27 protein-coding genes and 1 pseudogene are annotated in these 26,278 nt (G+C 26.5%); 19 read left to right on the plus strand and 9 right to left on the minus strand.

The features are described from left to right. Nucleotides 1-181: 181 nt before the first annotated feature. From prfB to Q1J76_RS08520, 3 genes are all read left to right on the plus strand, one after another. A protein-coding gene (prfB, locus tag Q1J76_RS08510) for a peptide chain release factor 2 (RefSeq protein WP_300369656.1) occupies nt 182-1,286 on the plus strand; the annotation gives its coding sequence in 2 pieces (ribosomal slippage) (nt 182-253 and nt 255-1,286; 1,104 coding nt in all). A gap of 140 nt (nt 1,287-1,426) precedes the next feature. Beyond that, complete coding sequence (locus tag Q1J76_RS08515) at nt 1,427-1,993, plus strand: hypothetical protein (RefSeq protein WP_300369657.1); 567 nt, start codon at nt 1,427-1,429, stop codon at nt 1,991-1,993. 122 nt (nt 1,994-2,115) lie between these two features. Beyond that, nucleotides 2,116-2,706, plus strand: coding sequence for a hypothetical protein (locus tag Q1J76_RS08520; protein ID WP_300369658.1), 591 nt, complete (start codon nt 2,116-2,118; stop codon nt 2,704-2,706). 49 nt (nt 2,707-2,755) lie between these two features. Here the strand turns inward: Q1J76_RS08520 and pgsA are convergent, their stop codons facing one another. From pgsA to Q1J76_RS08540, 4 genes are read right to left on the minus strand one after another with little or no spacing between them, the layout of a single operon-like run. Further along, nucleotides 2,756-3,313 (minus strand): CDP-diacylglycerol--glycerol-3-phosphate 3-phosphatidyltransferase, encoded by a 558-nt coding sequence (gene pgsA, locus Q1J76_RS08525; RefSeq protein WP_300369659.1) that lies wholly within the window; start codon nt 3,311-3,313, stop codon nt 2,756-2,758. A 39-nt stretch (nt 3,314-3,352) separates the two neighbouring features. Then, nucleotides 3,353-4,369, minus strand: coding sequence for a DUF4340 domain-containing protein (locus Q1J76_RS08530; protein ID WP_300369660.1), 1,017 nt, complete (start codon nt 4,367-4,369; stop codon nt 3,353-3,355). A gap of 36 nt (nt 4,370-4,405) precedes the next feature. Then, nucleotides 4,406-5,131 carry an ABC-2 transporter permease gene (locus tag Q1J76_RS08535; protein ID WP_300369661.1) on the minus strand — a complete coding sequence of 242 codons (726 nt, stop codon included), beginning with the start codon at nt 5,129-5,131 and terminating at the stop codon, nt 4,406-4,408. Beyond that, a complete protein-coding gene (locus tag Q1J76_RS08540; protein ID WP_300369662.1) occupies nt 5,132-6,073 on the minus strand; it encodes an ABC transporter ATP-binding protein in 942 nt (313 codons plus the stop codon). Nucleotides 6,074-6,314: 241 nt separating this feature from the next. On the opposite strand from Q1J76_RS08540, the gene Q1J76_RS08545 reads away from it, so the two are divergent. The 5 genes and pseudogenes from Q1J76_RS08545 to Q1J76_RS08565 all read left to right on the plus strand — a co-directional run. After that, nucleotides 6,315-7,997 carry an AAA family ATPase gene (locus Q1J76_RS08545; protein WP_300369663.1) on the plus strand — a complete coding sequence of 561 codons (1,683 nt, stop codon included), beginning with the start codon at nt 6,315-6,317 and terminating at the stop codon, nt 7,995-7,997. Nucleotides 7,998-8,020: 23 nt separating this feature from the next. Then, a complete protein-coding gene (locus Q1J76_RS08550; RefSeq protein ID WP_300369664.1) occupies nt 8,021-9,646 on the plus strand; it encodes a VWA domain-containing protein in 1,626 nt (541 codons plus the stop codon). Nucleotides 9,647-9,747: 101 nt separating this feature from the next. Then, entirely contained in the window at nt 9,748-10,488 is a 741-nt protein-coding gene (gene rnc, locus Q1J76_RS08555) for a ribonuclease III (protein ID WP_300369665.1), read from the plus strand. A gap of 26 nt (nt 10,489-10,514) precedes the next feature. Continuing rightward, entirely contained in the window at nt 10,515-11,168 is a 654-nt protein-coding gene (rpe, locus tag Q1J76_RS08560) for a ribulose-phosphate 3-epimerase (RefSeq protein ID WP_300369666.1), read from the plus strand. A 157-nt stretch (nt 11,169-11,325) separates the two neighbouring features. Then, nucleotides 11,326-11,543: pseudogene (locus Q1J76_RS08565) on the plus strand (EamA family transporter RarD); the annotation flags it as partial. Nucleotides 11,544-11,605: 62 nt separating this feature from the next. Here Q1J76_RS08565 and Q1J76_RS08570 read toward each other — a convergent pair. Both Q1J76_RS08570 and Q1J76_RS08575 read right to left on the minus strand, forming a co-directional pair. Next, a complete protein-coding gene (locus Q1J76_RS08570) occupies nt 11,606-12,352 on the minus strand; it encodes a hypothetical protein (RefSeq protein ID WP_300369667.1) in 747 nt (248 codons plus the stop codon). Nucleotides 12,353-12,364: 12 nt separating this feature from the next. Continuing rightward, nucleotides 12,365-13,018 carry a hypothetical protein gene (locus Q1J76_RS08575; RefSeq protein WP_300369668.1) on the minus strand — a complete coding sequence of 218 codons (654 nt, stop codon included), beginning with the start codon at nt 13,016-13,018 and terminating at the stop codon, nt 12,365-12,367. 262 nt (nt 13,019-13,280) lie between these two features. On the opposite strand from Q1J76_RS08575, the gene Q1J76_RS08580 reads away from it, so the two are divergent. Genes Q1J76_RS08580 through rsmA form a run of 4 tightly spaced genes read left to right on the plus strand, consistent with a single transcriptional unit; the run spans nt 13,281 to nt 16,527 of the window. Next, nucleotides 13,281-13,517 carry a hypothetical protein gene (locus Q1J76_RS08580; RefSeq protein ID WP_300369669.1) on the plus strand — a complete coding sequence of 79 codons (237 nt, stop codon included), beginning with the start codon at nt 13,281-13,283 and terminating at the stop codon, nt 13,515-13,517. A gap of 10 nt (nt 13,518-13,527) precedes the next feature. Further along, nucleotides 13,528-13,971 carry a tetratricopeptide repeat protein gene (locus tag Q1J76_RS08585; RefSeq protein WP_300369670.1) on the plus strand — a complete coding sequence of 148 codons (444 nt, stop codon included), beginning with the start codon at nt 13,528-13,530 and terminating at the stop codon, nt 13,969-13,971. Further along, the gene (locus Q1J76_RS08590; RefSeq protein ID WP_300369671.1) at nt 13,968-15,692 is read left to right on the plus strand and encodes a tetratricopeptide repeat protein; all 1,725 of its coding nucleotides are present in this window, start codon (nt 13,968-13,970) and stop codon (nt 15,690-15,692) included. Before Q1J76_RS08585 ends, Q1J76_RS08590 begins: the two co-directional genes overlap by 4 nt. Beyond that, nucleotides 15,682-16,527, plus strand: coding sequence for a 16S rRNA (adenine(1518)-N(6)/adenine(1519)-N(6))-dimethyltransferase RsmA (gene rsmA, locus Q1J76_RS08595; RefSeq protein WP_300369672.1), 846 nt, complete (start codon nt 15,682-15,684; stop codon nt 16,525-16,527). Before Q1J76_RS08590 ends, rsmA begins: the two co-directional genes overlap by 11 nt. On the opposite strand, the gene Q1J76_RS08600 is transcribed toward rsmA, so the two are convergent. Further along, entirely contained in the window at nt 16,524-17,072 is a 549-nt protein-coding gene (locus Q1J76_RS08600) for a hypothetical protein (protein ID WP_300369673.1), read from the minus strand. The genes rsmA and Q1J76_RS08600 overlap by 4 nt on opposite strands. Nucleotides 17,073-17,245: 173 nt before the next feature. Here Q1J76_RS08600 and pyk point away from each other — a divergent pair, with 173 nt between their 5' ends. The 7 genes from pyk to Q1J76_RS08635 all read left to right on the plus strand — a co-directional run bounded on the left by pyk (nt 17,246) and on the right by Q1J76_RS08635 (nt 23,724). Then, a complete protein-coding gene (pyk, locus tag Q1J76_RS08605; RefSeq protein WP_300369674.1) occupies nt 17,246-18,679 on the plus strand; it encodes a pyruvate kinase in 1,434 nt (477 codons plus the stop codon). A gap of 185 nt (nt 18,680-18,864) precedes the next feature. Continuing rightward, the gene (locus tag Q1J76_RS08610; protein WP_300369675.1) at nt 18,865-20,256 is read left to right on the plus strand and encodes a sodium-dependent transporter; all 1,392 of its coding nucleotides are present in this window, start codon (nt 18,865-18,867) and stop codon (nt 20,254-20,256) included. A 100-nt stretch (nt 20,257-20,356) separates the two neighbouring features. Then, on the plus strand, nt 20,357-20,773 hold the full coding sequence (locus Q1J76_RS08615; protein WP_300369676.1) for a PaaI family thioesterase: 417 nt from the start codon (nt 20,357-20,359) through the stop codon (nt 20,771-20,773). Between the two features lie 29 nt (nt 20,774-20,802). Then, on the plus strand, nt 20,803-20,979 hold the full coding sequence (locus Q1J76_RS08620; protein WP_300369677.1) for a hypothetical protein: 177 nt from the start codon (nt 20,803-20,805) through the stop codon (nt 20,977-20,979). 443 nt (nt 20,980-21,422) lie between these two features. Continuing rightward, nucleotides 21,423-22,214 carry a pyrroline-5-carboxylate reductase gene (gene proC / locus Q1J76_RS08625; protein ID WP_300369678.1) on the plus strand — a complete coding sequence of 264 codons (792 nt, stop codon included), beginning with the start codon at nt 21,423-21,425 and terminating at the stop codon, nt 22,212-22,214. A 138-nt stretch (nt 22,215-22,352) separates the two neighbouring features. Beyond that, nucleotides 22,353-22,715, plus strand: a complete 363-nt coding sequence (locus Q1J76_RS08630; RefSeq protein WP_300369679.1) for a response regulator — start codon at nt 22,353-22,355, stop codon at nt 22,713-22,715. 7 nt (nt 22,716-22,722) lie between these two features. After that, nucleotides 22,723-23,724 carry a galactose-1-phosphate uridylyltransferase gene (locus Q1J76_RS08635; protein ID WP_300369680.1) on the plus strand — a complete coding sequence of 334 codons (1,002 nt, stop codon included), beginning with the start codon at nt 22,723-22,725 and terminating at the stop codon, nt 23,722-23,724. Here Q1J76_RS08635 and proB read toward each other — a convergent pair. Continuing rightward, nucleotides 23,719-24,864, minus strand: coding sequence for a glutamate 5-kinase (gene proB, locus Q1J76_RS08640; protein WP_300369681.1), 1,146 nt, complete (start codon nt 24,862-24,864; stop codon nt 23,719-23,721). The genes Q1J76_RS08635 and proB overlap by 6 nt on opposite strands. 76 nt (nt 24,865-24,940) lie before the next feature. Continuing rightward, nucleotides 24,941-26,191, minus strand: a complete 1,251-nt coding sequence (locus tag Q1J76_RS08645) for a hypothetical protein (protein WP_300369682.1) — start codon at nt 26,189-26,191, stop codon at nt 24,941-24,943. Nucleotides 26,192-26,278 lie beyond the last annotated feature (87 nt).

Here is a 26,278-nt window from a genome sequence, read left to right on the forward strand (position 1 = left end):
TACTGAAGAGTAATTTTTATATAAATAATTAAACTTTTATTTAAAATTAATTTTAAGTTTTTTGTATTAGCAATAATAATTTGTTTTAATAAATAGATTATAAATTTTGTATATAGCAATAATAAAAACAAGCAGTTTATGACAATTTGTTATAATCGAGTTAGCAATAATAGGAAGTTTTATGACATTACCAGAAATTAAAAGTATAGTATCAAATATTAAAGAACAATCTGAAATATTAAGGGGTTATCTTTGACCCAGATTCAATTTATAAAAGGGTTAAAGAGATAGATGAAATATCTTCCAAAGATGATTTTTGGAATGATAATATAGAAGCACAGAAACTTATGAAGGAAAGAATGCTTCTTCTTGATAAGATAGAACCTGTTGATAATTTAATAAAAAATTCTAATAACATATATGAATTAGTTGAAATGTCTATAGAATCCGACGATTCTGAAATGGAAAAAGAATTAGAGGCTGAATGTTTGGAATTACAGAGGGTTTTTGATGAATTGGAAACTAAAAATTTATTTTCAGGTGAGTTTGACAGTAAAAATGCATATCTCACTTTGAATGCAGGGGCAGGTGGAACAGAAAGCTGTGATTGGGCTTCTATGCTTTCAAGAATGTATGTTAGATTTTGTGAAAGACATGGATTTACCGTTGAAACAACAGATGAGCTTCCCGGAGATGAGGCAGGTATAAAACAGATAAGTTTTTATGTACAGGGACTTTATGCTTATGGGTATTTGCGTTCAGAAATAGGAGTTCATAGACTTGTAAGAATATCTCCTTTTGATGCTAATGCTAAAAGACATACTTCTTTTGTTGCTGTGAGTGTTATGCCTGATATAGATGAAGATATAGAAGTTGAAATTAATCAGGCGGATTTGAGAATAGATACTTACAGAGCTTCAGGAGCTGGAGGACAGCATGTTAATAAAACTTCTTCAGCTATAAGAATCACCCATATACCTACTAATATAGTAGTTCAGTGTCAGGCGGAGAGAAGTCAGCATAATAATAAAGATATGGCTATGAAAATGCTTAAAGCTAAACTTTATCAGCTTGAAAAGGAAAAATTGGATAAGGAAAAACAAAAAATAGCAGGAGATAAAACTGATATAGCTTGGGGCAATCAGATTAGAAGCTATGTTTTCCAGCCTTATCAAATGGTTAAAGATTTAAGAACAGGTTATGAAAGCGGAAATATGAACTCTGTAATGGATGGAAATATTGATGATTTTATATCAGCATATCTTAAACAACAAATAAAAAAATAAATTTAATTTTTTATAAAGTAAAATAATTTTAAATTTATAGTACTTAAAATAAACTTTTTTTTATAATATTATGTTACTTATTGACATTTTTTTTTATAAGTAGTATATTTACATAAACAAATAATAATACGGAGAATATTATGTTAAAAAAGATTATATTAACATCTGTTATGGCTATTGCTTTAGTAATAAGTATACCTACTAAAGCACATGCTGCTTATGGTGATGGTGCCGCAATAGGTGCCGCATTTGTAGGAGGTTTTCCTGCTCATACAGGTTTAGCTTTAACAGGACAATTCAGCGGTGTTCCTTTGATGTTTGGTTTAGGATTTAGAGCAGAATTCAATGATAGTTATCAATATTTTGGTTTAGGCTTTACTATGGATTGGTGGGGTTTAAAAATTCCTCTTCTTCAGGATAATGTAGGAATACATTTCTATTTAGGACCTGGACTTGGAGTAGATGCTACTTTTGGAAGTGAATATTGGAGATTACATGCTGGTTTAAGAGTACCTATAGGATTCTCATTTGTATTTGCTAAGAGTTGGGAAATATTCCTTGAATTAGCACCTACTTTGAATGTATTATCTGCAGGAAGTCATGGTTTCCAATTACTTGGTATATATGTAGGTGATGGCGGCGGTGGCTTTGGCTTGGACGGATTACTTGCCTTTGGAGCTCAGTTAGGTTTTAGATATTGGTTCTAATTTATTAAATTGTAATGAAATTACAAGCCTCGTTATTTTATATCGGGGCTTTTATTTTGTATAAAATATTTTATTGAATTTACGATATTATTTTCTAAATATAGCTATTGGAGTTTTATTATATGAAAAAGACTTCAAAAAATATAAAAAGAGTTATAATTTATAATTTTATTATAATATTTTTTATATGTATTTTTTCATCATCACAGAAATTATATGCAAATTATCCAAACGGCAATACAGCAGGATTTTTTCTTAGATTTAGTTTTCCAAGTGAGATTTCTTTGGGAATGACAGGTAAATTTGACAGCATACCATTTATGTTTTCTGGAGTATTTAATATAGGAATATCTACAAAAGGTTTTGCATGGTTTGGTATAACATCCAGTGCAGACTGGTGGGGATTGAAACATAGAATAGGTGAAGTTGGTAATTCTATAGCTTGGATTTATTTTGGTCCCGGGGTAGAAGTTGATATTCAATTTGGAAATAATTATTGGAATTTAGGATTAGCTTTTAGGCTTCCATTAGGAGTTTCTTTTATAGTTGATAGAGATTGGGAAATATTTTTACAAATTGCTCCCGGACTGAATGTAATAGCTATAGGTAATGAGGGTTTTAGTACTTTTGGCTGGTATCCTAGTAATACTGGCTGGAGTTTTAGCAAGTTCTTTAGATTTTCTGGAGATTTCGGATTTAGATATTGGTTTTAAATAATAAAAAGGGCTATTCTCTTATAGATAGAATAGCCCTTTATTTTTATTATTTTTTATTTGCTTTTCCTGTTATTAAAGGCATATAATCAAAGAATGAATATATGGTTATTATTGTAACAACTAATAAACTGTAATATATTATTTGATCATAAGGAAGAGCTATTTCTGTATATTTTAATATTTTCATTAGAAATATAATTATAACAGCAGCTGCTCTTGATGCAGTTTTCAATTTACCACTGAATTTGGCAGCAACAGCAAATCCTCTAAGTCCTCCCAAAATTCTTATAAACATAGAAAACATATCTCTATAAAGTGAAATTATATACATCCATATAGGCATAGAACCTTCATATAAAAATATTGTAAACATAGTTATATGAAATACTGTATCAGCAAATGGGTCTAGAACTTTTCCTAAATCGCTTACTAAATTTAATTTTCTTGCCATAGCACCGTCTAAAGCATCGGTTATTTCAAGTATTATTAGAAATATTAATGCAAGAATAGCACTTATTATGGAGTTGTAAAAATACAAAAATATAACTAATGGAGATAGTACTATTCTGCTTATACTTAGTAAATTAGGTATTTGCTTTTTCATAAATTACTTCCTTAAAATTATTTATTAAATTTTATTAATTTACTGCTGCAAATTTTCATCTAATCTTAAATCTTCATGCATATCTGTATAAGGATCTTCATCAGTAGTTTTTTTATCATCATCTGCAGTTTTTATATAATAACTTCTGTCACGCATAGCAGCAGAATATATATTATAATCAGCCTCATATATTATACCACTTTCAGGTTTAACATATAATTTATTATCATTATTATCATATACTATTTCATAAGTTTTTTTAGTATTATCTTCCATGTATATTGTAACGGTAGCATCAGGTATTTTAAATAATCTGTTTATATATTTTATTGTATTTTCATCATATACAAATCCAGTTGCTTTTACCAAAGATAAAGCCTCAAAATCTCTATATGCTTTTTCTAAATTAATCTCTTCTTCCACCCCTTCAACAATCCAATTAGTTCTATTTTCTTTTATTATAGTATTTGTATAATCTCTTATATTACTTTCTGTTTTAATTACAGAATCTACATATATAGGTCTATTGAAAATTTGTTTATCTCTTAACATATCAATATTTTTTTTCAATGCTTCTATATATATAAGATCAACACTAAAATATTCATCATTATATTTTACATAGTATCTTTCTTCATCAGGAGTTTTATTTCCCACAAATATTTTATATTCTTTATCACCCTCCCAAACAGTAAATTCACTAGTTGGATTATCAAGTCCGAATGATTCAAGTTCCGAGAGATTTGTTATAGTCATATCAATATTTAAAGTATTAAAGTTTTTTACATTTGCAAATGCTTCTAATTGATCTATTTTATAATCATTAGAAGGTGCTATTACTTTCCAAGTTTCATCTATTTTTTCTACTATTATAGGTTCTTCATCATATTTTAATTCATATTTTGTAACATTTGTTTCATTAAGCTCAAAAAGCTGAGTTCTAGGTTTATTAGCCTCTAATTTTTTACGCTTTTGTTTAGTTGTAAATAGAGCTATAATACTTATTGTCGCCAATACAACAAGCAAAATTATAATTTTTGTAACATTTTTATTCATTTTATTTATCCTATTTTTGTTTTTTAGTATCGTAAATTATTTTCTATTTTCCAGTATAATATTTGCTAAGTATAAGAATATTACTGTAACAGATAAAAAATATATAATATCCCTTAAATCAAGTACGCCTCTTGCTATATTAGCGAAATGATAGTCCCCGCTTATAACTTCTATAAAATTAACAGCTGCTGGAAAAAGCAAAGTTAAATATTTTAAAAACATATTTAATGATATCATAATAGCAAGTCCAACTATTAAAGCTACTATTTGATTTTTTGTTACAGATGAAGCGAATATACCTATAGCACATAATGACATTATAAGAAATACACTTCCTATATAGCCAGCAATTACAGGTCCTATATCTAATCTTCCCAAAAAAGTTAATGTTATAGGGTAGAGTATAGTAGGTATTAATGCAAAAAGCATAAATATTACAGCTGAAAAGTATTTTCCTAATATGATTTCTAATGCAGAAACTGATTGTGTACTTATAAGCTCATAAGAACCGCTTGCAAATTCACTTGACAAAAGTCCCATTGTTATAGGAGGTATTATTAATGATAGTATCAACGGTAAAATACTGAAAAAATCCTGCATATCATTTTGCTGAAGTATAAAGAATCTTGAGAAAAAATATACTCCACTTACTATCAAAAATATTGCTGAAAATATATATGCTATAGGTGAGAAGAAAATATGTCTTAATTCTTTTTTTAATATGACATTCGATTTATTTATAGTATAACTTATTGTATGCACTTACTTATCTCCTTTAGTTAATGTATGGAATACTTCTTCTAAATTTTCTTTTTCTTTCATCATTTCATATATTATCCAATTTGTACTTTTTATGAAATTGTAAATTTTTTCTCTAGGCTCTTCATCATTGGAGTATATCGTAATTTCTTTCAATTCTCCATTATTTACCGCTTTTACATCATAAACATTTTCTATTTTTTTTAGTTTTTCTATTATTTTATCATCATTTGTTTTTATGGATAATTTTATTCTTGTAGATACTTTATTTTCATTTTTGTCATTTAAAGTTAAATGTTTAGGGTCAGCATCGGCAATAACATTACCTTGATTTATGATTATAGCCCTTGAACATGTAGCCTCAACTTCACTTAATATATGTGTTGATATAAGAACTGTTTTTTCTTTGCCAAGTTCTTTTATAAGCTCTCTTATTTCTACTATTTGATTAGGGTCAAGTCCATTAGTAGGCTCATCCAATATAAGTATTTTAGGGTCATGAATTATAGCACCAGCAATTCCTACTCTCTGTTTATAACCTTTTGAAAGCTCACCGATTGATCTTGATATAACATCTTTCAAACTGCATGCATTTACAACATAATGAAGTCTTTCATTCAAACGGCTTCTATCAAGTTCCTGAATTTCAGCCATATAAAGAAGATAATCAAATACGCTCATATCATCATAAAGCGGTGCTGATTCTGGTAAATATCCTATAACCTTTTTAACTTCTCTTTCATTATTTAATATGCTTTTTCCATCGATAATAGCATTTCCACTTGTAGGTGAAAGGTAGCAAGTTAGTATTCTTAATGTAGTTGACTTTCCAGCTCCATTTGGACCTAGTATTCCAACAATTTCACCTGATTTTATTTCAAAACTTACACCTTTCAAAGCATGAAAATCGCCATAATATTTGTTTAATTTTTCTACTGATATCATTTTATTCCTTACCAAAATTTTAATTATAAAAAATCTAAAAATATATAAGTAGAAAAACATTATAATATATATAAAGTAAAAAAACAATTATAAAATAATAAAAGATATATGTTTTAAATGTATTATATTATTTTTTTTGTATATAGGTTATATATTAAATATTATATCAGTTGATGTATATATTATATTGTAAATTATTTTTTGATGATTATAATATTAATATAAAAACAAAGGTATTATTATGGATTTAAATAAATCAAAAATAAATGATATTATTAAAAAGCTTTCAAAAGGATTATATGAAAAAGAGGAAATAATAGGACTGACTCTTTTATGTGCATTGGCTGGAAAGTCTGTATTTTTATATGGTCTTCCAGGTACTGCTAAAAGTTTGATAGTAAGAAGAATTGCTTCAGCTTTTGAAGACTCTAAATATTTCGGACAGCTTATGAATAGATTCACAACTCCTGAAGATGTATTTGGTCCTGTAAGTTTATCGAAATTAAAAGAGGATAAATTTGAAAGACAGACAGAAGGTTATATACCTAAAGCAGATTTTGTATTTTTAGATGAAATTTGGAAAAGCAGTCCTGCAATATTAAATACATTATTAACTATAATCAATGAAAAACTATATAGAAATGGAAGTCATGAAGATAAAGTACCATTAAAGGCATTAGTTGCGGCAAGTAATGAAACACCTCCGAAAGGTCAGGGGCTTGAAGCTATATATGATAGATTTATAATGCGTTTATTTGTGGATACTGCCAAAGATGTGAATAATTTTAAATCTTTAATAGTTGATAAAGATGTTTCTTTTGATGCTGGCTTTAATAAAGGTGAAAAAATATCTACAAAAGATTGGGAAAATTTGAAAAGTATTATAGAAGAGATAAAAGTTCCTGAAAATGTTCTTAATATAATATGCTCCATAAAAAGTGAAATAGAAGAATATAATAAAGGCAATAATGAAAAAATATATATTTCAGATAGAAGATGGAAAAATATTGTATATATATTAAAAGCAGCTGCATATTTTTGTGACAGAGATGAAATATTTCCTGTGGATTGTTTTTTGATTAGTAATTGTATATGGACCATTGAAGAAAATATTTATGAAGTAAAGAAAATAGTTGAACAATCTATTAAAAGTTTCTCTCAAATAAGCAGAGAAGATTTTGAAATATTATCAAATGAAGTTAATATATTAAAAAAGGATATACAATCTGAATGCATAAAAGTAGAAAATATATATGATACTGAAATTATTGAAGATAAAGAATGTTATAAAATACATTTGAAATTTTATAATAACGGTAATGGAAGCGGAGATTGGTATGTTCCTATAGAGAAGATTAATTCTGATAATGAATTTTTTCCTATGAAAGGAAATGGTAATGAAGAGAAAGGTTTTTATTTTAATTTCAATGGAGGAGAAACTTTAAAAATTAAAGTAAATTCATCGTATAATCATAATCTATATATATGCAATGATCATAATGAAAGGGTAAAAGAAATTTCAAAAATATTAACTATAAAAACAAAAAGAGATACTTTCAAAGAAATTACTACAAGAACGAAAGAAAATTATATTAGAAGTTGTGATGAATTAATAGTAAAAATAGATGATGCTGTAAAAAAATCTGAAGAAGATTTAATAAATCAGAAAGAAAAGATAGATTCTCCTTTTGTTTCTGAATATTATAGGAATATAATATTAGAAAACTATAATTATTATATATCTGATTTTAAATCTAAGAAACTTGAAGTTGAACAGGAAAAAAAGAAAGTAGAGCAGTGCAGAACTATAAATAATTATGCATTTGATAATTATGATGATAATATTACTGATAAAAATAATGAGAATGATGTTAATGATGATATTGTAGAAGAAAATAATGCAGATGTTCATTTTGGGATTTGATATATTTTTAGGGAAAAATTATTATGTTTGAAGATATTTTTGATAGTATAAAAAATACAAAAAATATATTTATAGATAAATTTTCTGATAATTTTAATTTTATTAATGATTCTAATGTTAAAAAAGAAATAGACAGTAGAATAGAAAACTTTGAAAATAGTATAAAATCTCATATAGAAGATAATAATCCTTTTGAAAATGCTTATAGAGATTATAGAAAATCTTATAATGATTTTAAATATAATGGTGCTGATGAAAAGTCTATATTAGCCGATATTGAACTTTATAAAAAAATAGATTCAGATGCTGATACTGATTTTTTTATTGAAAAGCTTGAAGAGTTTAAAAATAAACATAGCAAAAAGGTAAAAAATAAGAAAAATAAGTTTAATAAAAAATCATCAAAAAGAAAAAAAGGAAAAGTATCGCATAAAGAAGCTAAAAGAGAAAAGGAAGAATTATATAAAAATGATTTGCAGTCAATTAAAGAATCAAAGAACATTGATAATAATATAAAAGATATTGAAAAAGAAAACTTAGATAGGGATACGGATATAAAGTCTATAAGAAAATCTGTTTTGGATAATTGGAAAAAATCTTTAGATGATAAGTATATTGATTGGGCTTTAAAAGAGATAGATAAATTCAGAAAAGAGTTTTTTAAAAAAATAAAAGAGTTTCTTGATTATTTAAAAAGTATAATGGAGCTTGAAAAAGCTTTAGGAGAGGAAACAGGAAGCTTATTTGATTTAAGTTTAGGAAGTTTATTAAAAAGAGATATTGAATATATAAAACAGCTTTCACGCCTTATAAAAAGTAATGAAAACATAAAAAAATTATGCGATATGTTAGGTAGGTTTTTAAAGGAAGAAGAAAGTTATAGAATAGAAAAAGTTTTAAGGAAGAAAACTTTTCATACAAATGTAAGGGATATTAATTCAGAAGAAGAGATTGTCGGTATAACATATTCAAGGGATATACATAATATACTTCCTCAGGAAAAACTGCTTTTAGCTGATGGAGTTCTTGAAACATTATTCGGAGTGAAATATTTTGAAAACAGGCTTTTAACTTTCAAAAAAGAGGGTTATACTGATTATTCTTATGATGAAATGATAGAATATGATAAAAAAGGTCCTATAATAATATGTGTTGATACAAGCGGATCTATGAGTGGAATACCAGAAACTGTTGCAAAGGCTGTTACATTATATTTGGCTACTCGTGCAATGAAGCAGAAAAGAAATTGTTATCTTATAAATTTCAGTACTCAAATAGAAACCATGGATTTTACATATCCGAATACCATGGATAATTTAATTGAGTTTTTGAGATTGAGTTTTAATGGAGGAACAGATCCTATACCTGCATTGAGGCATTCAATAAAAACTATGAATGATGAAAATTATAAGAAGTCCGATTTGATTTTTATTTCTGATTTTGTATTTTATGGATTTTCCAATGAAGATTATAAATTGGTAAGAGAGCAGAAAAAAAATGAAAATAGATTTTTTTCTCTAATAATAGGAAATACACCCATGTTTAATTTAGGCGAAAGTTTATTTGATTATAATTGGTGCTATGATTTTTTTAGTGGTTCTGTAAAGGAAATTACAGAAAATATGTATTCAAGTATATTTCTTTATTAAGATTAATAAAATAGTAAAAAATATTAAAAAAATTTATTATTTTCTTGACTGTTATTTTATTCATTGTATTATAATTCTATATTTTTAGGCAGTATATGGTTATGAATAATAATGTAGAAGAAATTTTATATAATTGTCAAAAGGCTATAAAATATGAGTTTAAAAATAGAGATTATCTTTTAGAGGCTATAACTCATAGAACTTATGCTAATGAATCCAAAAAGAAAATGAAATATAATCAGAGATTGGAATTTTTGGGGGATTCTGTTCTTTCTCTAATTATTTCAGACTATTTATTCAAAAAATATAATACTAGCAAAGAGGGCTTGCTTTCAAAAGTAAAATCTTCTTTAGTATCTCAAAAAAGTTTAGCCAATATATCAAAAGAACTTAAACTTGGAGATTTTCTTCTTCTTGGACATGGAGAGGAAACTTCGGGTGGACGCTATAGAGATAATATGCTTGAGGATTTATTTGAAGCTATAGTTGGGGCTATATATTTAGATTCTGGTATAGGTAATGCCTCTCAATTTGTGATGAAGGCTTATAATAAAAAGTTAAAAAATTTGGATATTGATAATTTTGATAAGGACTATAAAACTATATTTCAAGAGCTTATACAAAAGAAACATAAAACAAGTCCTATTTATAAATCTTATGAATATCAGGAAATGTTTAAATCTGAAGTTTATGTAAATGATAAAAATTTTGCTTTGGGTATAGGTAAGAGTAAAAAAGAAGCAGAAACGGATGCGGCTAAAAAAGCATTGGAAAAAATAGAAATGGTAAGCAATTCCATAAGAAAAAATAAACAAAGCAAACAGAATAAAAAATATTTATAATTATTAATGAAAATAAAGGAAAATATATGAATAATAAAATTTTAATAGCACCTTCAATACTTACAGCATCATTTTCAAATTTGGAAAGAACTATTAAAGAATTGGAAGATTCTGGAAGCGATTATCTTCATTTGGATATAATGGACGGAGTATTTGTTCCGCAGATTACATTTGGTGCTAAGGTGGTTTCTGATATAAAAAAAATTAGCAGAATTCCACTTGACGCTCATCTTATGATAGTAAATCCAGAAAAGCATATTGATGATTTTGCTAAAGCTGGATGCGATATTATAAGCGTACATTTTGAGGGTAATATTCATATACATAGACTTATTTATCAGATAAAAGCCCATAATATAAAAGCTGGCATTGTTCTTAATCCTCATACTAGAGTAGATGTAATAGAGCCTATTATTGATGATATTGATTATTTACTTTTAATGAGTGTTAATCCAGGATTTGGAGGACAGAAATTCATTGAGTCATCTGTAAAAAAGATAGAAGAGGCTAAAAAGCTTATAGGAAATAGAGATATTATACTTGCAGTTGACGGTGGAGTTAATCTCAATACTTGTAATAGGGTAGTTGAGGCAGGTGCTAATTTCCTTGTAGCTGGAAGTGCTATAGTTGATAGTAATGATAAAAAAGATACAATTAGTAAACTTAAAGGAAATAAATAGTTATATATTTGATAAAATAAAAAGAGTACATATTAAATTAAGTTTTTTAATTATTACTGAATATCATATTGAAAATATTTTTATTAGGTTTTATTATTGTATTAAAAAAATTATATTTTATATAATAATAATATATAAAAGAATCAATTTATATAGAGTATCATTATATTTATATGCTAAATCTACCAAAAATCTTAAATCTTCCACTTTGACTTTTTTCAGTTTTTTGTGCCTTTATTTGCTACTTTGCTTGCAATTTTTGTGTATAAAGAAGAGGTTAGTCTAAATAGAATTATTACTTTAGCAATAATAAAATTAGCTGCATTTATTTATGCAATATCAATATTTAAAAATTCATATAAAAATAGTAAGTAATATTTATTATAAAAAAAGCCTTAAGTCTTTTATAACTTGAGGCTTTATTTTTTATTTAAAATTTATTTTTGTATTTTTTTTCTAAAATATCCTGATAAATCTATAGGAGTATCTTCAAGCCAAGATGACATTATACATTCATATTTACCTTTACTTTTACTTAATTTATATATTTGATATTCAACTCTTTCATTATTTCCGCCTACTATTTCTCTTGATTCTACTAACATTTCATAAATTCCGTCTCCGTCAATATCTTCAAATACATTATCCATCTGTGTAATAACAGAACTTTTCATAGAATTAATTTCTCTATAAAAAACTACATCGGCAATAAATTTTACACTTGAACCATCTATTCTAAACATATACATGTATATATCTTTATCAGTTCCATCATCATTTATAATATAATACTTAATGATTCCAACTTCATTTTGCTTATCATAAAAATTTTCTAAATCTACAGTGGCATTTTTACCGATTTTATCAGATTTATATGAAAACTCTTCATTGTCTTTACTGTATATCAAGATTTTATTGCCCTGAACAGATGATACTAAAGCTATAAATTCATTTTCAGCTTTTGGAAGTACATCTGCAATAACTATAGAATATATTTTATATCCTTTGCTTTGAAGTTCAGCTTTTAATTTTTCTGCCTGTGTATAATCAGCATTATTTATATCATCACTTTTATAATAAACTATTTCTCCATCACTGGAAAGATTAAATAAACTTTTTACATCAATACCATAAAGAGGTATAGATAATATTAATGAAATTATAATTAATAATGTTTTTTTCATATTTTTATCCATTTAATAAGTTTTTATATCAACAAATTCTATTTCAGAATTTACTTTTCCATCAGAGCTTTTATATTTAATAATTTTAGGAAGTGTATAATTTTTTATTTCTTCATATGAAATAGATACATCATATATTTTAGATTTTTTATTGTAATATTCTGCTCTTTCAATTATGTATGTTTTTTTATCTACTGTGTAAGTTACACTATAGTTTACATTTTCCCCTTTTGCCCTTAATGTTATTTCATATTCATTTTTGTTTTCTTCTATACTTTCAAAAGTGAATTTTTTTGATATAGAATTATAATTATCAGCATTTCCCACCAAAGTATAAAATCCTACAGTTTCCAAAGCCCCTTCAAATACAGAAAACATGCCTCTATAAAAACTGTCTACATTTTCAAGTATTAGACTCGGCTTGTATCCCTTTTCAAAAGTAAATCTCAATTTGATATCATTTTTCGTTTTTGTGTAGCTTTTACTAGGTATGGTATCTATTTGCCTTTGAACTATTTTACCCTCTATATATGCCTCAAATTTTTTAGGATACATTGAAGAATATTTTTCTTTCATTTTAGCGTATAAATCCTGAAAATTAGCTCCAGAATCTTGAGAATATGCTGAAATATATAATGTAATTATAATTAATATTATTTTTTTCATACTTCTATTATTCTCGTAATATTTTGAATTAGCAATAATAAAAAATAATTTCATTTTTTCATTTTTTGTATTTATTTATTAATTTTTTATTAACTTATAGGTGTTAGTTTATTATATATTACAATCTTGACTTTAATCTTAAAGTTTGTTATACTTTCAATATAAAAAATAAATATATTTATGGTAAGTATTTATGAGCGAAGAACAAAATGAACAATTGTCAGAAGCAGGTATATATTGTGCAAATTGCCGTTATTGTGTCTTGTTTAGAAAAGCAAGTGGTATAGAGGGTAATCAGTATTTACTTAGAGTAAAATGTGCACAAGAACAATGGCGTAAAAAACTTGGGGAAGAAAAAATGTACAAGTATTTTACAGTAGCTAGAAGAACAGTAGAAAGATGTGATGATTATAAAGAGATGGGAGATTTGAGAAGTTTCCTTAAGTCTTTACGAAAAAGTTTGCCTGTACGTGATGAAGTATATACTATAAAGAAGTAATGGAATTTTAGTGAAAAAAGGTTTTGTTTTTTTAGTTGTACTTGTTTTCTTATTAATTTCATGTGCTTCAGCAATTAAAGTTTCTGTGGAGGAAGAAAATTATCCTAGAATAATAGCTGAAAAAGCATATACAGAATTTGATAATAAAAACTATAAAACTGCTATAGCATATTATCAGTATATAATAGACCATTTTGATAGGGATAATTATACTAAAGATGTTGCTTGGGCTTATTATGAAATAGGTTTTTGTTATTATTATCAAAGTAAGTATGAAGAAGCTTTAAAATATTTTAATATAGTTGTAAATAGTTTTACCGTTTTGCCTCCAAGAATTTTAGCTCAAAAAGTTATGCAGGACATTTATGAGAAAAAACCTAAATTGAAACCTGTTGAAATTATAGAGGAAGAAGTAGATACTGTAGAAACTACTGAAGAAAATATAGATTCATGAAAAAAGAACATAATATTACCACTAGTATCATATTAAGTTTTCTTATACTTAGTATCTTTAGTATGTCTATTATAATTTTAATATATGTTTTATATACTAGAGGGGAAGGTAAAAATTATTCTCTGATTACATATGTTTTATATAGTTTATTAATTTATAAAAGCTATATACCATATATAATATCTTTAAGTGTTTATTTTTCTTTTTTTAGAGCCAAATATTTGCATCAGAAAAGTATTTCCAAAGTTATAGCCGTTCCTATAGCCACGATTGTAGTTTTAGTGTGTTTTTATACATTATATGATTACTATTTTACAGATTTCTTCATTTCTACTCTTAGAGAACATAGTAATGCAAGAGATACTAAAGTATATTATGAATATGAATTGCAATTAAAAAATAAAGCTTATGAATTGGCAAGAGAAGAATTGGCAGTAGGAAATTTAGATAAAGCATATAGTTTTGCAGAAGAGGCTTTATTCTATGATAAAAATGATGGTAATACTTTACTTCTTATAAAAACTATACAGGAAGAAAAGAAAAAAATATATGATAGAAAGCATAAGGAAGAGATAGATAATATCAATAAATTAGTTAGTCTTGGTACTAGGGAATTCAGTTTATCTAATTATAATAAGGCAAATAAATATTTTACGGATGTGCTAAAATTAGATAATAATAATCCTTTGGCATTATATTATATAAATAGAATTAGCATTGCAAGAAATGAAAAGCCTATATATTATGGAAATACCACCAAAGATATATCTATATATACTAGATTATCAGATACAATAAAAATGTATGAAAATGGTAATTTATGGAATGCTTATAATAGTATTTCTAAGATTTATTTAGAAGCACATGAAATTCCTGAAGTTAATAACTATTATTCTATAATAAGAGATGCTGTAAGTAGATATGATTTCTTTATTAAAGAGGCTCAAGAGGTAAAGGAGGCATACCTTAATAATACTGATTTATTAAGATATTCTTTTGATTTTAATCATAATGGAATTAATTTAATGCTTGGAAAAAATGTTTTATTATCATCTTCAAGCAGTGCTATGTTTAAAAATAATTTGTACATATTTGATATTTCTTTAATGGAATTAGATGATGAATTGAAAGTTGTAAGATGCGATAATTACCTTTATGGAAAATTGGCTGATGTTTTTAAAGCAACTAACAATATGAAAAATATCATATTAAAAGCGTATTTTGATACTAATAAAAATGAATATAATTATAATGATTCTTATAGTAAAGTCATTCCTATAAATATATCATATAGTACAATAAATACCATAAAAAATTATAGTTTCTTGAATTTTAAATATATAAGTTTCTCTGATTTATTTACTTTAAGAAAAGAGATAACAAAATTTGGATATTCAGATGAAGAGATTACTATGGAGCTTTTAATAAAGAATATAGAACCAATAACATATTTATTATTATTCTTGATAATAGCTTATTATTCATTTAGATTCAGACTTTCTATGGCTACAGAAAAATTCCGTTTTTACAATAGGGTTACAGGTATTTTGGGAACATTATTATTTTCTTTAGTTTATAGAGTATTGATAAATTATATTGCTATATTGATTATATTGATTTCGCATATTACTATAGGCGTTATTCTTATAGTAATTTTAGCAGCATTTTTCATATTATTTGTAATATTCCAAATGGCTAGAATACCTAGAGATGTTAGATAATTTATATTCAAAAAGAGATGTAATAAAGTATTTAAAAGACAGATCTATATTTCCAAATAAAAATAGAGGACAGAATTTTTTATGTGATAGAAACATTGCATATAATATTGCCAATATAATTCCAAGTGATTTATCAAGGGGGGAATATGCTTTGGAAATAGGAGGTGGTCTTGGTGCTTTGAGTAATATGCTTTATTCTATATACAATGAAAATCTTACAATAGTAGAATATGATAATGCTTTATATAATCATTTAATAGAAAAATTTAATAATATTAATATAATTCATAAAGATATATTAACAGTTGATATATGCAGTTCAAGCAATAAATATGATATTTATGGCAATATACCTTATAATATAGCAAGCCCTATAATGGAATGGCTTTTAGAAAAATCTTATGATAAATGGAATTACGCTGTATTTATGGTTCAAAGTGATTTTGCACAAAGATTAATTGCAAAGGAAAATACAGAGAATTATTCCTCATTAACCCTATTTACTAATTTTATGTCATCTATCAAATTGGAATATAATGTTTCAAAAGATGTATTTTATCCAGTACCTAAAGTTACTTCTTCTATAATCAGCATTATACCAAAAAAAGTTGATGTTAATATTATAGAAGTATTTAAATCTGTTGCAAAGACTTTATTTCATAATAGAAGGAAAACTATAAAAAATAATTTCATTAATTCTCCTTATTTAAATATAAATAAAGAAAATATTGATGAAATATTAAGAAAATCTAATATAGATGATAGCATAAGAGGAGAAACTTTACATATAGATAAAGTAATAGAACTTTCTAATATAGTATCAGAATATATTTAATTATTAGTATTAGATTCTATAATTCTAACAGATTTAATTATATCATTTATAGTTTTATCATCTTTTTTACTATTAGCATTATACATACACATTACTTGGAGTATACTGTTATCATGTATCATTATAAGAGATTTATGATATGTTTTATTAGGACCGTAGTAGAAACTGCTTAAAACTTCATATGAATTTGGTATATTTTCAGGCATTTCTTCTGATAATACTCTAAATTCTTTTATAGCATAATGATTTCTCAAACCGTCTATAACATTATTTTTTGCTTTTTCTAAACTAATTATACCACTGTAAACAGGTTTATATTTAGTGTATACAACGGTATATATTCCAGTATGCCTTTTTACACCATATGATTCATGGAATGCTATTGTATCATCAACTGAAACTGTACCATCTAAGAAGCCTGCTGTGAAGTCTTCTGGTATATCGATGGCTATATCTGAGAGATTTATAGTCTTATTTTTTTGTGTACATGAGATTAATGATAATATTATAATTAGGATTAATAATTTTGCTGATATTTTATTCATGAGGGTATTATATATTATAATGTATATTTTTAAAGTAAAAAAATACCATATATCCATTTTTTTTTATAAAAATAAATATTTTTTTTAATTATTTTTTATATTTAAATATATAATATGCTTTATATTAATTTTAATAATCATAGATAATTTTTTAAAAGGATAGATAAAAATAAATGAGAAAAACAAAAATAATAGCAACTTTAGGACCAAGATGGTCAAGCGAAGATATGGTAAAAAAGATTATATCAAATGGGGCAGATGTATGCCGATTGAACTTTTCTTTCGGAACTTATGATGAACATTTAGAGAGAATAAATATAATAAGAAATGTCTCAAATGATTTGAAAAAACCTGTGGCTATACTTGCCGATTTACAGGGTCCTAAAATAAGAATAGGTAAATTAAAAGATTCCATACCAGTAAAAGAAGGAGATATAGTAAAATTAAGTGGATACAAAGAAACCAATGATGAAAGTATTATTCCTACAACTCACTCTAATATAGCACATGATGTAAAGACTGGTTCTATGCTTTTAATAGCCGACGGTACAATACAATTAATAGTAGAATCAAGTGATGAAACTTCCAAATTAGTTGTATGTAAAGTTATAACAGGGGGTACTATATTAAGCGGAAAGGGTATCAATTTACCAGGTGCTCATGTTACTACAGAAGTTCTTACAGAAAAAGATGTAAGCGATGCTTTATTTGCCTCAAAAAATGGAGCTAATTATTTGGGAATGAGTTTTGTTAGACGGGCAGAAGATGTTATAAGATTAAGAAAGATATTAGATGATAATAATTTTCAAAATGTCGGTATTGTATCAAAAATAGAAAATACAGAATCTCTTGAAAATTTAGAGGATATAATAAAGCATTCTGACGGTGTAATGGTGGCAAGAGGAGATTTGGGTGTAGAAATACCTTTCGGAGAAGTTCCTGTTTGGCAGAAAAAAATATTAAAAATGGCTAATGATATGGGAAAAATTACTATTATAGCTACTCAAATGCTTGAAAGTATGACAAAAAGCCCTGTGCCTTCAAGAGCTGAAGCTAGCGATGTCGCTAATGCTGTTTTAGATGGTACAGATGTGGTTATGATGTCTGCTGAAACTGCTTCTGGTGATTATCCTATAGAGTCTGTTAAGGCTATGGTTTCAATAGTAGAGGCTGCTGAAAAATCTGTTTCAAAATCCACACATGATAATTTATCATATTTTAATATGGGTGTTAATAATGCTTTATCTGACAGTGCTTCATATTTATCATATTGTTTGGACAATAAAGTAATAATTGCACTTTCAAGATCAGGTTATACTGTTAAGAATTTATCTAAAAAAAGACCTAAAACTACTATAGTTTTTATGTCTTCTGATGCTGATTTATGCAATAGACTTTCTATATGTCATAATGTTTATACTATATTGATGCCTGAAGATTTGAATTTCAGTGCTGGTATTAGTCATGGAGGTCAGATTGATATATTAGAAGATACATTGGTTAAGCATAATTTGGCGGATCATGGAGATACTGCTATACTTGTCAGCGGAAGTAAATGGCAGGGAAGATGGCAGGAAAATAGCGTTCGTATAGTCGTTATACACTAATTTGTATATTATATTATTTTGGGATTACTATTAATTTAGTAATCCTTTTTTATTTAAAATTTATTATTATAAATTTATTGCTAAAAAAGTTGTATAAAATCTATTAATTTATAAAATTACTGCTTGAAGTAATATTATAAATAGTGTATAATATTTCAATTAATAAAACTTACGGAGTTTCTAATATGCATAATGAAAAGAGAGAAAAATTATCTAATAGAATTGGATTTCTGCTTGTATCAGCTGGCTGTGCTATAGGACTTGGCAATATATGGAGATTTCCTTACATAACAGGAAAATATGGCGGAGCTCTTTTTGTTCTTATTTATTTAATATGTTTAGCTGTTGTAGGTCTTCCAATACTTATAATGGAATTTAGTATAGGACGTGCTGGACAGAGAGATATAGCAGGTTCTTATAAAGTTTTAGAAAAAAAAGGTTATAAATGGCATGTAATAGGTTATATTCAAATGCTTGGATGTTTGATACTTATGATGTTTTATACTAGTGTGGCAGGATGGACTATTACATATACATACTATATGGCTTCTGGAGCTACCTTTGGACTTACTCCAGATGGTATTGGAGAGTTTTTTGGTAATATGCTTTCTAATCCTTATATAATGATTGTTAGTTTATTTATAGCGGTATTTTTAGGTTCTTTGATATGTTTTAATGGACTTCAGAAGGGAGTTGAAAAATCATCTAAAATTATGATGTCATTATTATTTATTATAGTAATAATACTTATAATTAGATCCGTTACATTAAATGATGCAATTGAAGGTATAAAATTCTATTTGATTCCTGATTTATCAAAGATAATAGAAGGAGGAATAGGATATTTCTTTGAAATTATTTATGCTGCTTTAGGACAGGCATTTTTTACATTGGGTATTGGAATAGGAAGTATGACTATATTCGGAAGTTATATAGGAAAAGAAAAATCTATAACTAATGAATCTATTATAATAGTTATACTTGACACTTCAATAGCTTTTCTTTCAGGACTTGTAATATTTCCTGCATGTTTTGCCTTTGGAGTAAATCCTGGTGAAGGTCCTGGTTTAGCATTTGTAACATTACCTAATATATTTAATTCTATGCCTCTTCCTAGAATATGGGGGACATTATTCTTCCTATTTTTATCCATGGCGGCATTAACTACTGTTGTTACAGTTTTTGAGAATTTGATTGCATTTACTATGTCCGAGTTCAAAATTAAAAGAAAAAAAGCTGCTGTAATAGTAGGGGTAACAGTATTTTTATGCTCTCTTCCTACTGCTTTAGGTTTTAATATTTTATCTTTTATACAGCCTATGGGGGAGAATACTAACTTTTTAGATTTATTTGATTTTATAGTGAGTTATAATTTAGTTGAGCTTGGAGGTATATATATAATAATATTCTGTGTATCAAAATATGGCTGGGGTTGGGATAATTTTATACTTGAAATAGATTCAGGTTCTGGAGTAAAATTTCCTAGATCATCAAGGTTTTATGTAACTTATATACTACCTTTGATATTATTTGTTATGTTTATAATAAATTATATTCATAAATTTTTTATTAATTAATATACTATAATTTTGTTGTATAAAAAATAAATAATTACAGAAATTATCAGTTATTATGCTGAATGATTTCTGTAGTTATCATTTTAAGGAGTTTTAAAATATGACTAATGAAGAGATGTTTGAAAAGATAGAAAATAGATTCAATTCTCAGGATTTTTTATCTTTTGTGGGTATGAAGCTTGAACATATAGAAAAGGGTAAAGTTATTATATCATGTGAGAATAAAAAAGAATTTTCTCAGTATATGGGATATATGCATGGAGGAATGGTTACATCTATAGCGGATACTGCAGGAGGACATGCCGCTGCTACTATGCTTGAAAAAGGATATAAAACTGTAACTTCAGAACTTAAAATACATTTTTTTAAACCTGTTGTATGTAAAAAAGTATTTGCAGTTGGAGAGGTTATAAGTGCTGGTAAAAGATTGATAGTAGTAGAGTCTGTTATAAAAGATGAAGAGGATAATATGCTTGCAAAGATGATAGCTACTATGTTTGTAATAGAGCCTTCTTAAATTATAAATTTATATTTGAGTTTTGTTTTATGGTAAAATCAAAAAATATAGAATTATTACAGCCATCTATTAAAAAGGTTAAACATTATTTAAAAGAATGGTGTGAGCTTGATTTTGGAAAATATGATTATCATAAAAAAGCTTTAAATAAATTTTATAGACCAATATATAAAATTTTTGAAGTTGCTAAACATATAAAAGATTAAATGATAATAAACTTTCTATAGATGAAATATTAAATATTGATGATATAACTTTAGTAGATTATATAAAAAAGTAGAAATAATGAATAAAGATAATGAGAAAAAGAAATAAATTTTTATTTATTTGCCACTAATATTGTTATCATGATAAACTCAATATATGATAAATATGTTGATTATGTATTTAGATATTTTGAAAAAAAGATAAGTTTTATAATTTTCAAAATTGTGATTTAAAAGAATATTGTATATTTAAAAATATAATTACACAATTTATAAAATTTTATAAATTAGATAATTATACTTTTTAAGAAATAGATATGTATTTATGCTAATTAAGAAAGAAAAGAAAATATTTTATGAAGCATAATTTTTACATTTTTTAATATTTTTGTATTATTTTATATATAAATTTTAGCTTGGTTATATAAGAAAGGAGATTAAATATGATAATAGGTTTTATAGGTGCTGGTGCTATGGGAGGAGCTTTAATAGAAGGTTTTATAAAATCTGGAATAGAATACAGCAATATCATAGCAAGCGTAAAAACAATTGAAAAAAAAGATTATCTTGAAAAGAATCTTGGAATAAAAGTTTATACTGATAATAGAAAAGTAGCGAAGGAAGCAGATATTTTATTTTTGGCAGTTAAACCTTATATGATAGCTACTGTTGCTGCAGAAATCTCATCATCTATTAAAGTAGGTGCTACTATCATTAGTGTTGCAGCTTCTGTATCAAAAAAGGATTTGTCTAGATATTTTAGCGGAAGCAGAATAGTGAGAATAATGCCTAATACTCCAGTAAAAACTTGTAATGGTTTTACATCTGTTGTTGAAACTGAGAATAAAGTTGTAGAAAATGGCGTTGTTGAGTTATTGAAACGTGTTGGAATGGTTAAAGTGATTAAAGAGGAAGAAATACATGCATATAATGCTATGGCTGGTTGTTCTCCTGCATTTATGTATATACTTATAGAGGCGATGAGCGATGCTGGTGTTGTAATGGGTATAGATAGGAAAACATCTATAGAAATGGCTTCTCAAGTTTTCAAAGGTTCTGGAGCTATGGTATTGGAAGCTGGAAAGCATCCTGCTCAGTTAAAGGACGGGGTATGTACTCCTGGAGGGCTTACTATTAAAGGTGTTGAAGTTTTAGAGGGAAAATCTCTTAGAAGTGGGCTTATAGAGAGTATTATTGCTAGCTATAATAAATCTATAGAAAGTGAAAAAAAGTAAAATTTGTTATATAATTTCATAGTTTATAATAATTTTTAATTATGCATAATAAAAAATATTGTAATCTAAATAAAAAATTTGATTTGACTTTTTTAATTCAATTATTATAATAAAAGTATAAGATATATGGAGAAAGGTATGCCTAAAAAAACAATTTTAGTTTTAGATGATGAAAAAAGCATTAGAACTCTTTTCGAAGAAGAGTTTAAAGATGAGGGATATGATGTAGTATCCACAGATAGTGGCGAAGAAGCCTTAGAAATGCTTGATAAAGGTACTCCTCACATTGATTTGATAACATTAGATATAAAAATGCCAAAAATGGATGGTTTAGATTTTTTAGCTAAGGTTAGAGAAAATCATAGAGAGTTGCCTATTATAATTTGTACAGCGTATAATAATTATAGACATGAATTCTCTGTTTGGAATGCTGATGGATATATATTGAAATCTGGAAATCTTACAGAGATTAAAGATAAGATAAAAAGACTTATAGGTTAAATATTTTATGCCCCATATTCGTAAAGATCCTGTTACCAAGCAGTCGGTAATAATTTCATCTGAGAGAGTAGGACGGTCTAGCGATTATGTGAATTCGGATAAAAAACATATTATCAATACGGAGCTTAGCTGTCCTTTTTGCAGAGGGCATGAAATGAAAACTCCAGATGCTGTTTATACAGTTTATCCCGATAAAGATGAAATTTGGCAGGTTAGAATAGTACCTAATAAATATCCTATAATATCTGAAACTAATGAAAATGAATTGCCTAAAGAAAATAGTTTTTTTTATTCCAGCAGTTCTAAAGGGTTTCATGATGTTGTTATAGAAAATCCTAATCATTATTTCAATTTTTATAATTCTAAAACAGAAGATTTTTTTTATATTTTTAAAGCTGTGATAATGAGGCTTAAGGATTTAGCTAAAGATAAAGATATGCTATATAGTCTTTATTTTAAAAATTTTGGTCCTGAAGCAGGAGCTAGTCTTTATCATTCGCATTCGCAAATTATAACAACTCCTTTTATACCTATTCAAATGATGGATGAAATTAATGGTGCTTTGGAATATCATATAGAAAATGGAAGATGTGTATATTGCGATATGATAAAAGAAGAAAAATTATTGAATGAAAGGGTTGTATGTGAAAATAGTAGTTTTATAGCTATTTCTCCATTTGCTTCAAAGTCTCCGTATCAAATATATATTATGCCTAAAGAACATTCTGACAGTATTATATATCTTTCAGGTGAAAATATTTTGGACTTTTCTAATATACTGAAAAATATATTTGACAGATTATATAAACTTCTTGGAGAGGTTGGATTTAATTATGTGCTTCATACAATTTCTCCTGTACTTGAAAATAAATATGAACATTCCAATCATTGGTTTTTAGATATAATGCCAAAAATGAGTAAATTAGCAGGTTATGAACTTGGAAGTGGAGTTTTTATTAATTCTATAACACCTGAATATGCAACCGAACAGTTAAAAAAGATATTATAATAATACTATATGATCTCTTGTAATAACTGCATCATAATTTTTATATCCCAATATTTTTAATATATGATCAGAGTGATGACCTATTATTTTGGATACATCATCAGAATTATAATTAATAATACCTCTGGCAAACTCTATACCGTTTTCATCAGTAATGCTTACTATATCGCCTTTTTTGAAATTATTAATTACTTTTATAATTCCTATAGGGAGAAGACTTGATTCTTTTTCTAAAATAGCTTTTTTAGCTCCAGCATTCACCATAAGTTTGCCTATTATAGTTGTGGCATATGCAATCCATCTTTTTTTGATAGAAAGTTCATTGTCTTCTTCAACAGGATAGAATATAGTTTTATCTTCAGTTTCAAAAATATTATCAAGTACATTAGGTTTTTTACCATTTGCTATAAACAATGCACATCCTGATCTTGTAACTATTTTAGCAGCCTGAAGTTTTGTTTTCATTCCGCCCCTTCCGCCTTTTGAGGCATCAAGACCTAATTTTTCTATTTCTTTTGTAACTTCAAATACTTCATGTATGAATTTAGCATTAGGATTGGTTTTAGGATTATCATCATAAAGCCCATTAATGTCTGAAAGTATTATAAGTAAATCAGCATCAAGTTCACTTGCTACCAATGCTGATAATTTATCATTATCCGAAAAACTTATTTGCGTAACATCATATAATTGTTTTAATTCATCACTTGATACAGTATCATTTTCATTGATTATAGGTATAACTTTATATTTCAAAAGCATATTTAATGTAGAATGAAGATTAAGATATCTTCTTCTATTTGAAAAATCTTCTTCTGTTAAAAGAATTTGGGCAGTAACTATATCAAATTTTGAAAATCCATCTTCATATATAGACATAAGTTGGGATTGACCTATAGCAGCACATGCTTGTTTTAATGCCACTTCATCTAAATCTTGTACATTAATTTTTTTAGCTCCTAATCCAACAGCTCCAGAGGTAACAATTAATACCTCTTTTCCCATTCTATGAAATTTAGCTATTGCCTCTATAAATGAATATATTCTAGCTAATGAGATATAGCCTTCATCATTTCTTAAAACATTTGTTCCGAATTTAAATACAATTCTTTTTATATTTTGCGAATCTATTTTTTTCATAGAAATTATTATAAATGATATAATAAAAAAATAAAGTTTTAATTTGTATTATTTTAAATTTGTTTTATATTCACAGCTATTTATTTCCCCAAACTCCACCAAATTTAAAACTTAGCCCCAGATAGAAGTCATTATCTACGGTATAATGTCCTCCATTTTTTGATTCATAAGATATAACTCCTACTTGATGTCTTCCTTCTAATTCATAGTATTGATAATTATTTTTATATACGGGGTCATAAGTAAATGTATCCGAAAGCATAATTTTGAAATCATCAGTTATATTGAAAGTTATTTTTAGGAAAGCTCTGTATTTAAGCTGATAAATATCTTGTGCATCAGAATATATATTATTATCATGTATTCCAAAATGTGCTGTAATATCAAATTTCCATAATCTTCTAGCTTCAAAGAATATAAATCCGCTCATTCCATAATAAGGTTTATCTCCATTAAATGTTTGTATAGAGAAATCTGTATAATATCCACCATTATAATTATGTTGATTTGCATTACTTCCTCCTGGAAAATATTCATTAAATCTTCTTATTCCATGTCTAAACCAAAAACCTTCGAGTCCTACTGTAAATCTTCCGTTTTTACCACTTGTAAAATAGAAAAATGCATTTATACTATCTCCCCATTCTTTTATAGGTATAGAACCTATTTCTGTAACTATTCCTGCAACTCCAGTATTAATGTAATCATTGCTATATGAAACTTTTGCCATTAAACCTTTTGAAGAATTGGCATCAAGTCCCATTTCTCCATTAATCATACCTACACCTATAAATACTCCGTAAAAAGATGATTCTATCATTAATCCAGTATCATATCTAGGTATAAATTGTGTTTCATATCCTATAGGCATATCTCTAGGACCTGATAATACTGTAGCTTTGTTACTGCTTACAGTATGGTAATAAAATAGTGTAGGAAAATATGAAGTCATAGGTATATTTTTAGTATATGGCTCTAATACACCAGCTCTTATACCTATATACTTGAAATTTACAAATATATTCATTTTAGAAAAATCAAATAAAGGAGGGGACATATTTTTATAAAATCTGGCTTTATGTGATAATGGCTCATAAAATCTAGCATTTACAACAGCTTCTATTGATGCATACTTATACTGTTTTATATAATGTAAATCTCCGTATAATAAAACTCCCAAGGTATCTTCATTTCCTGTTTGTTCTATTAAGTCGCTCATTCTTCCATAAGCTACAAATTCTAATGAAGCTGATAATTGTCCATATCTTTTTATGTTGTTGGTATTTGTTGTTTGAGCATATGTTTTATTATAAAACATAATTAACATAATACAAATAATTAAGAATAAAAATATTTTCGTGCTGCTTATTAATTTTTTATAGTGTTGCTTGTTGCTTGTTGCTTGTTGCTTGTT

This window comes from Brachyspira sp., assembly GCF_029258575.1.
GTDB lineage: Bacteria > Spirochaetota > Brachyspiria > Brachyspirales > Brachyspiraceae > Brachyspira.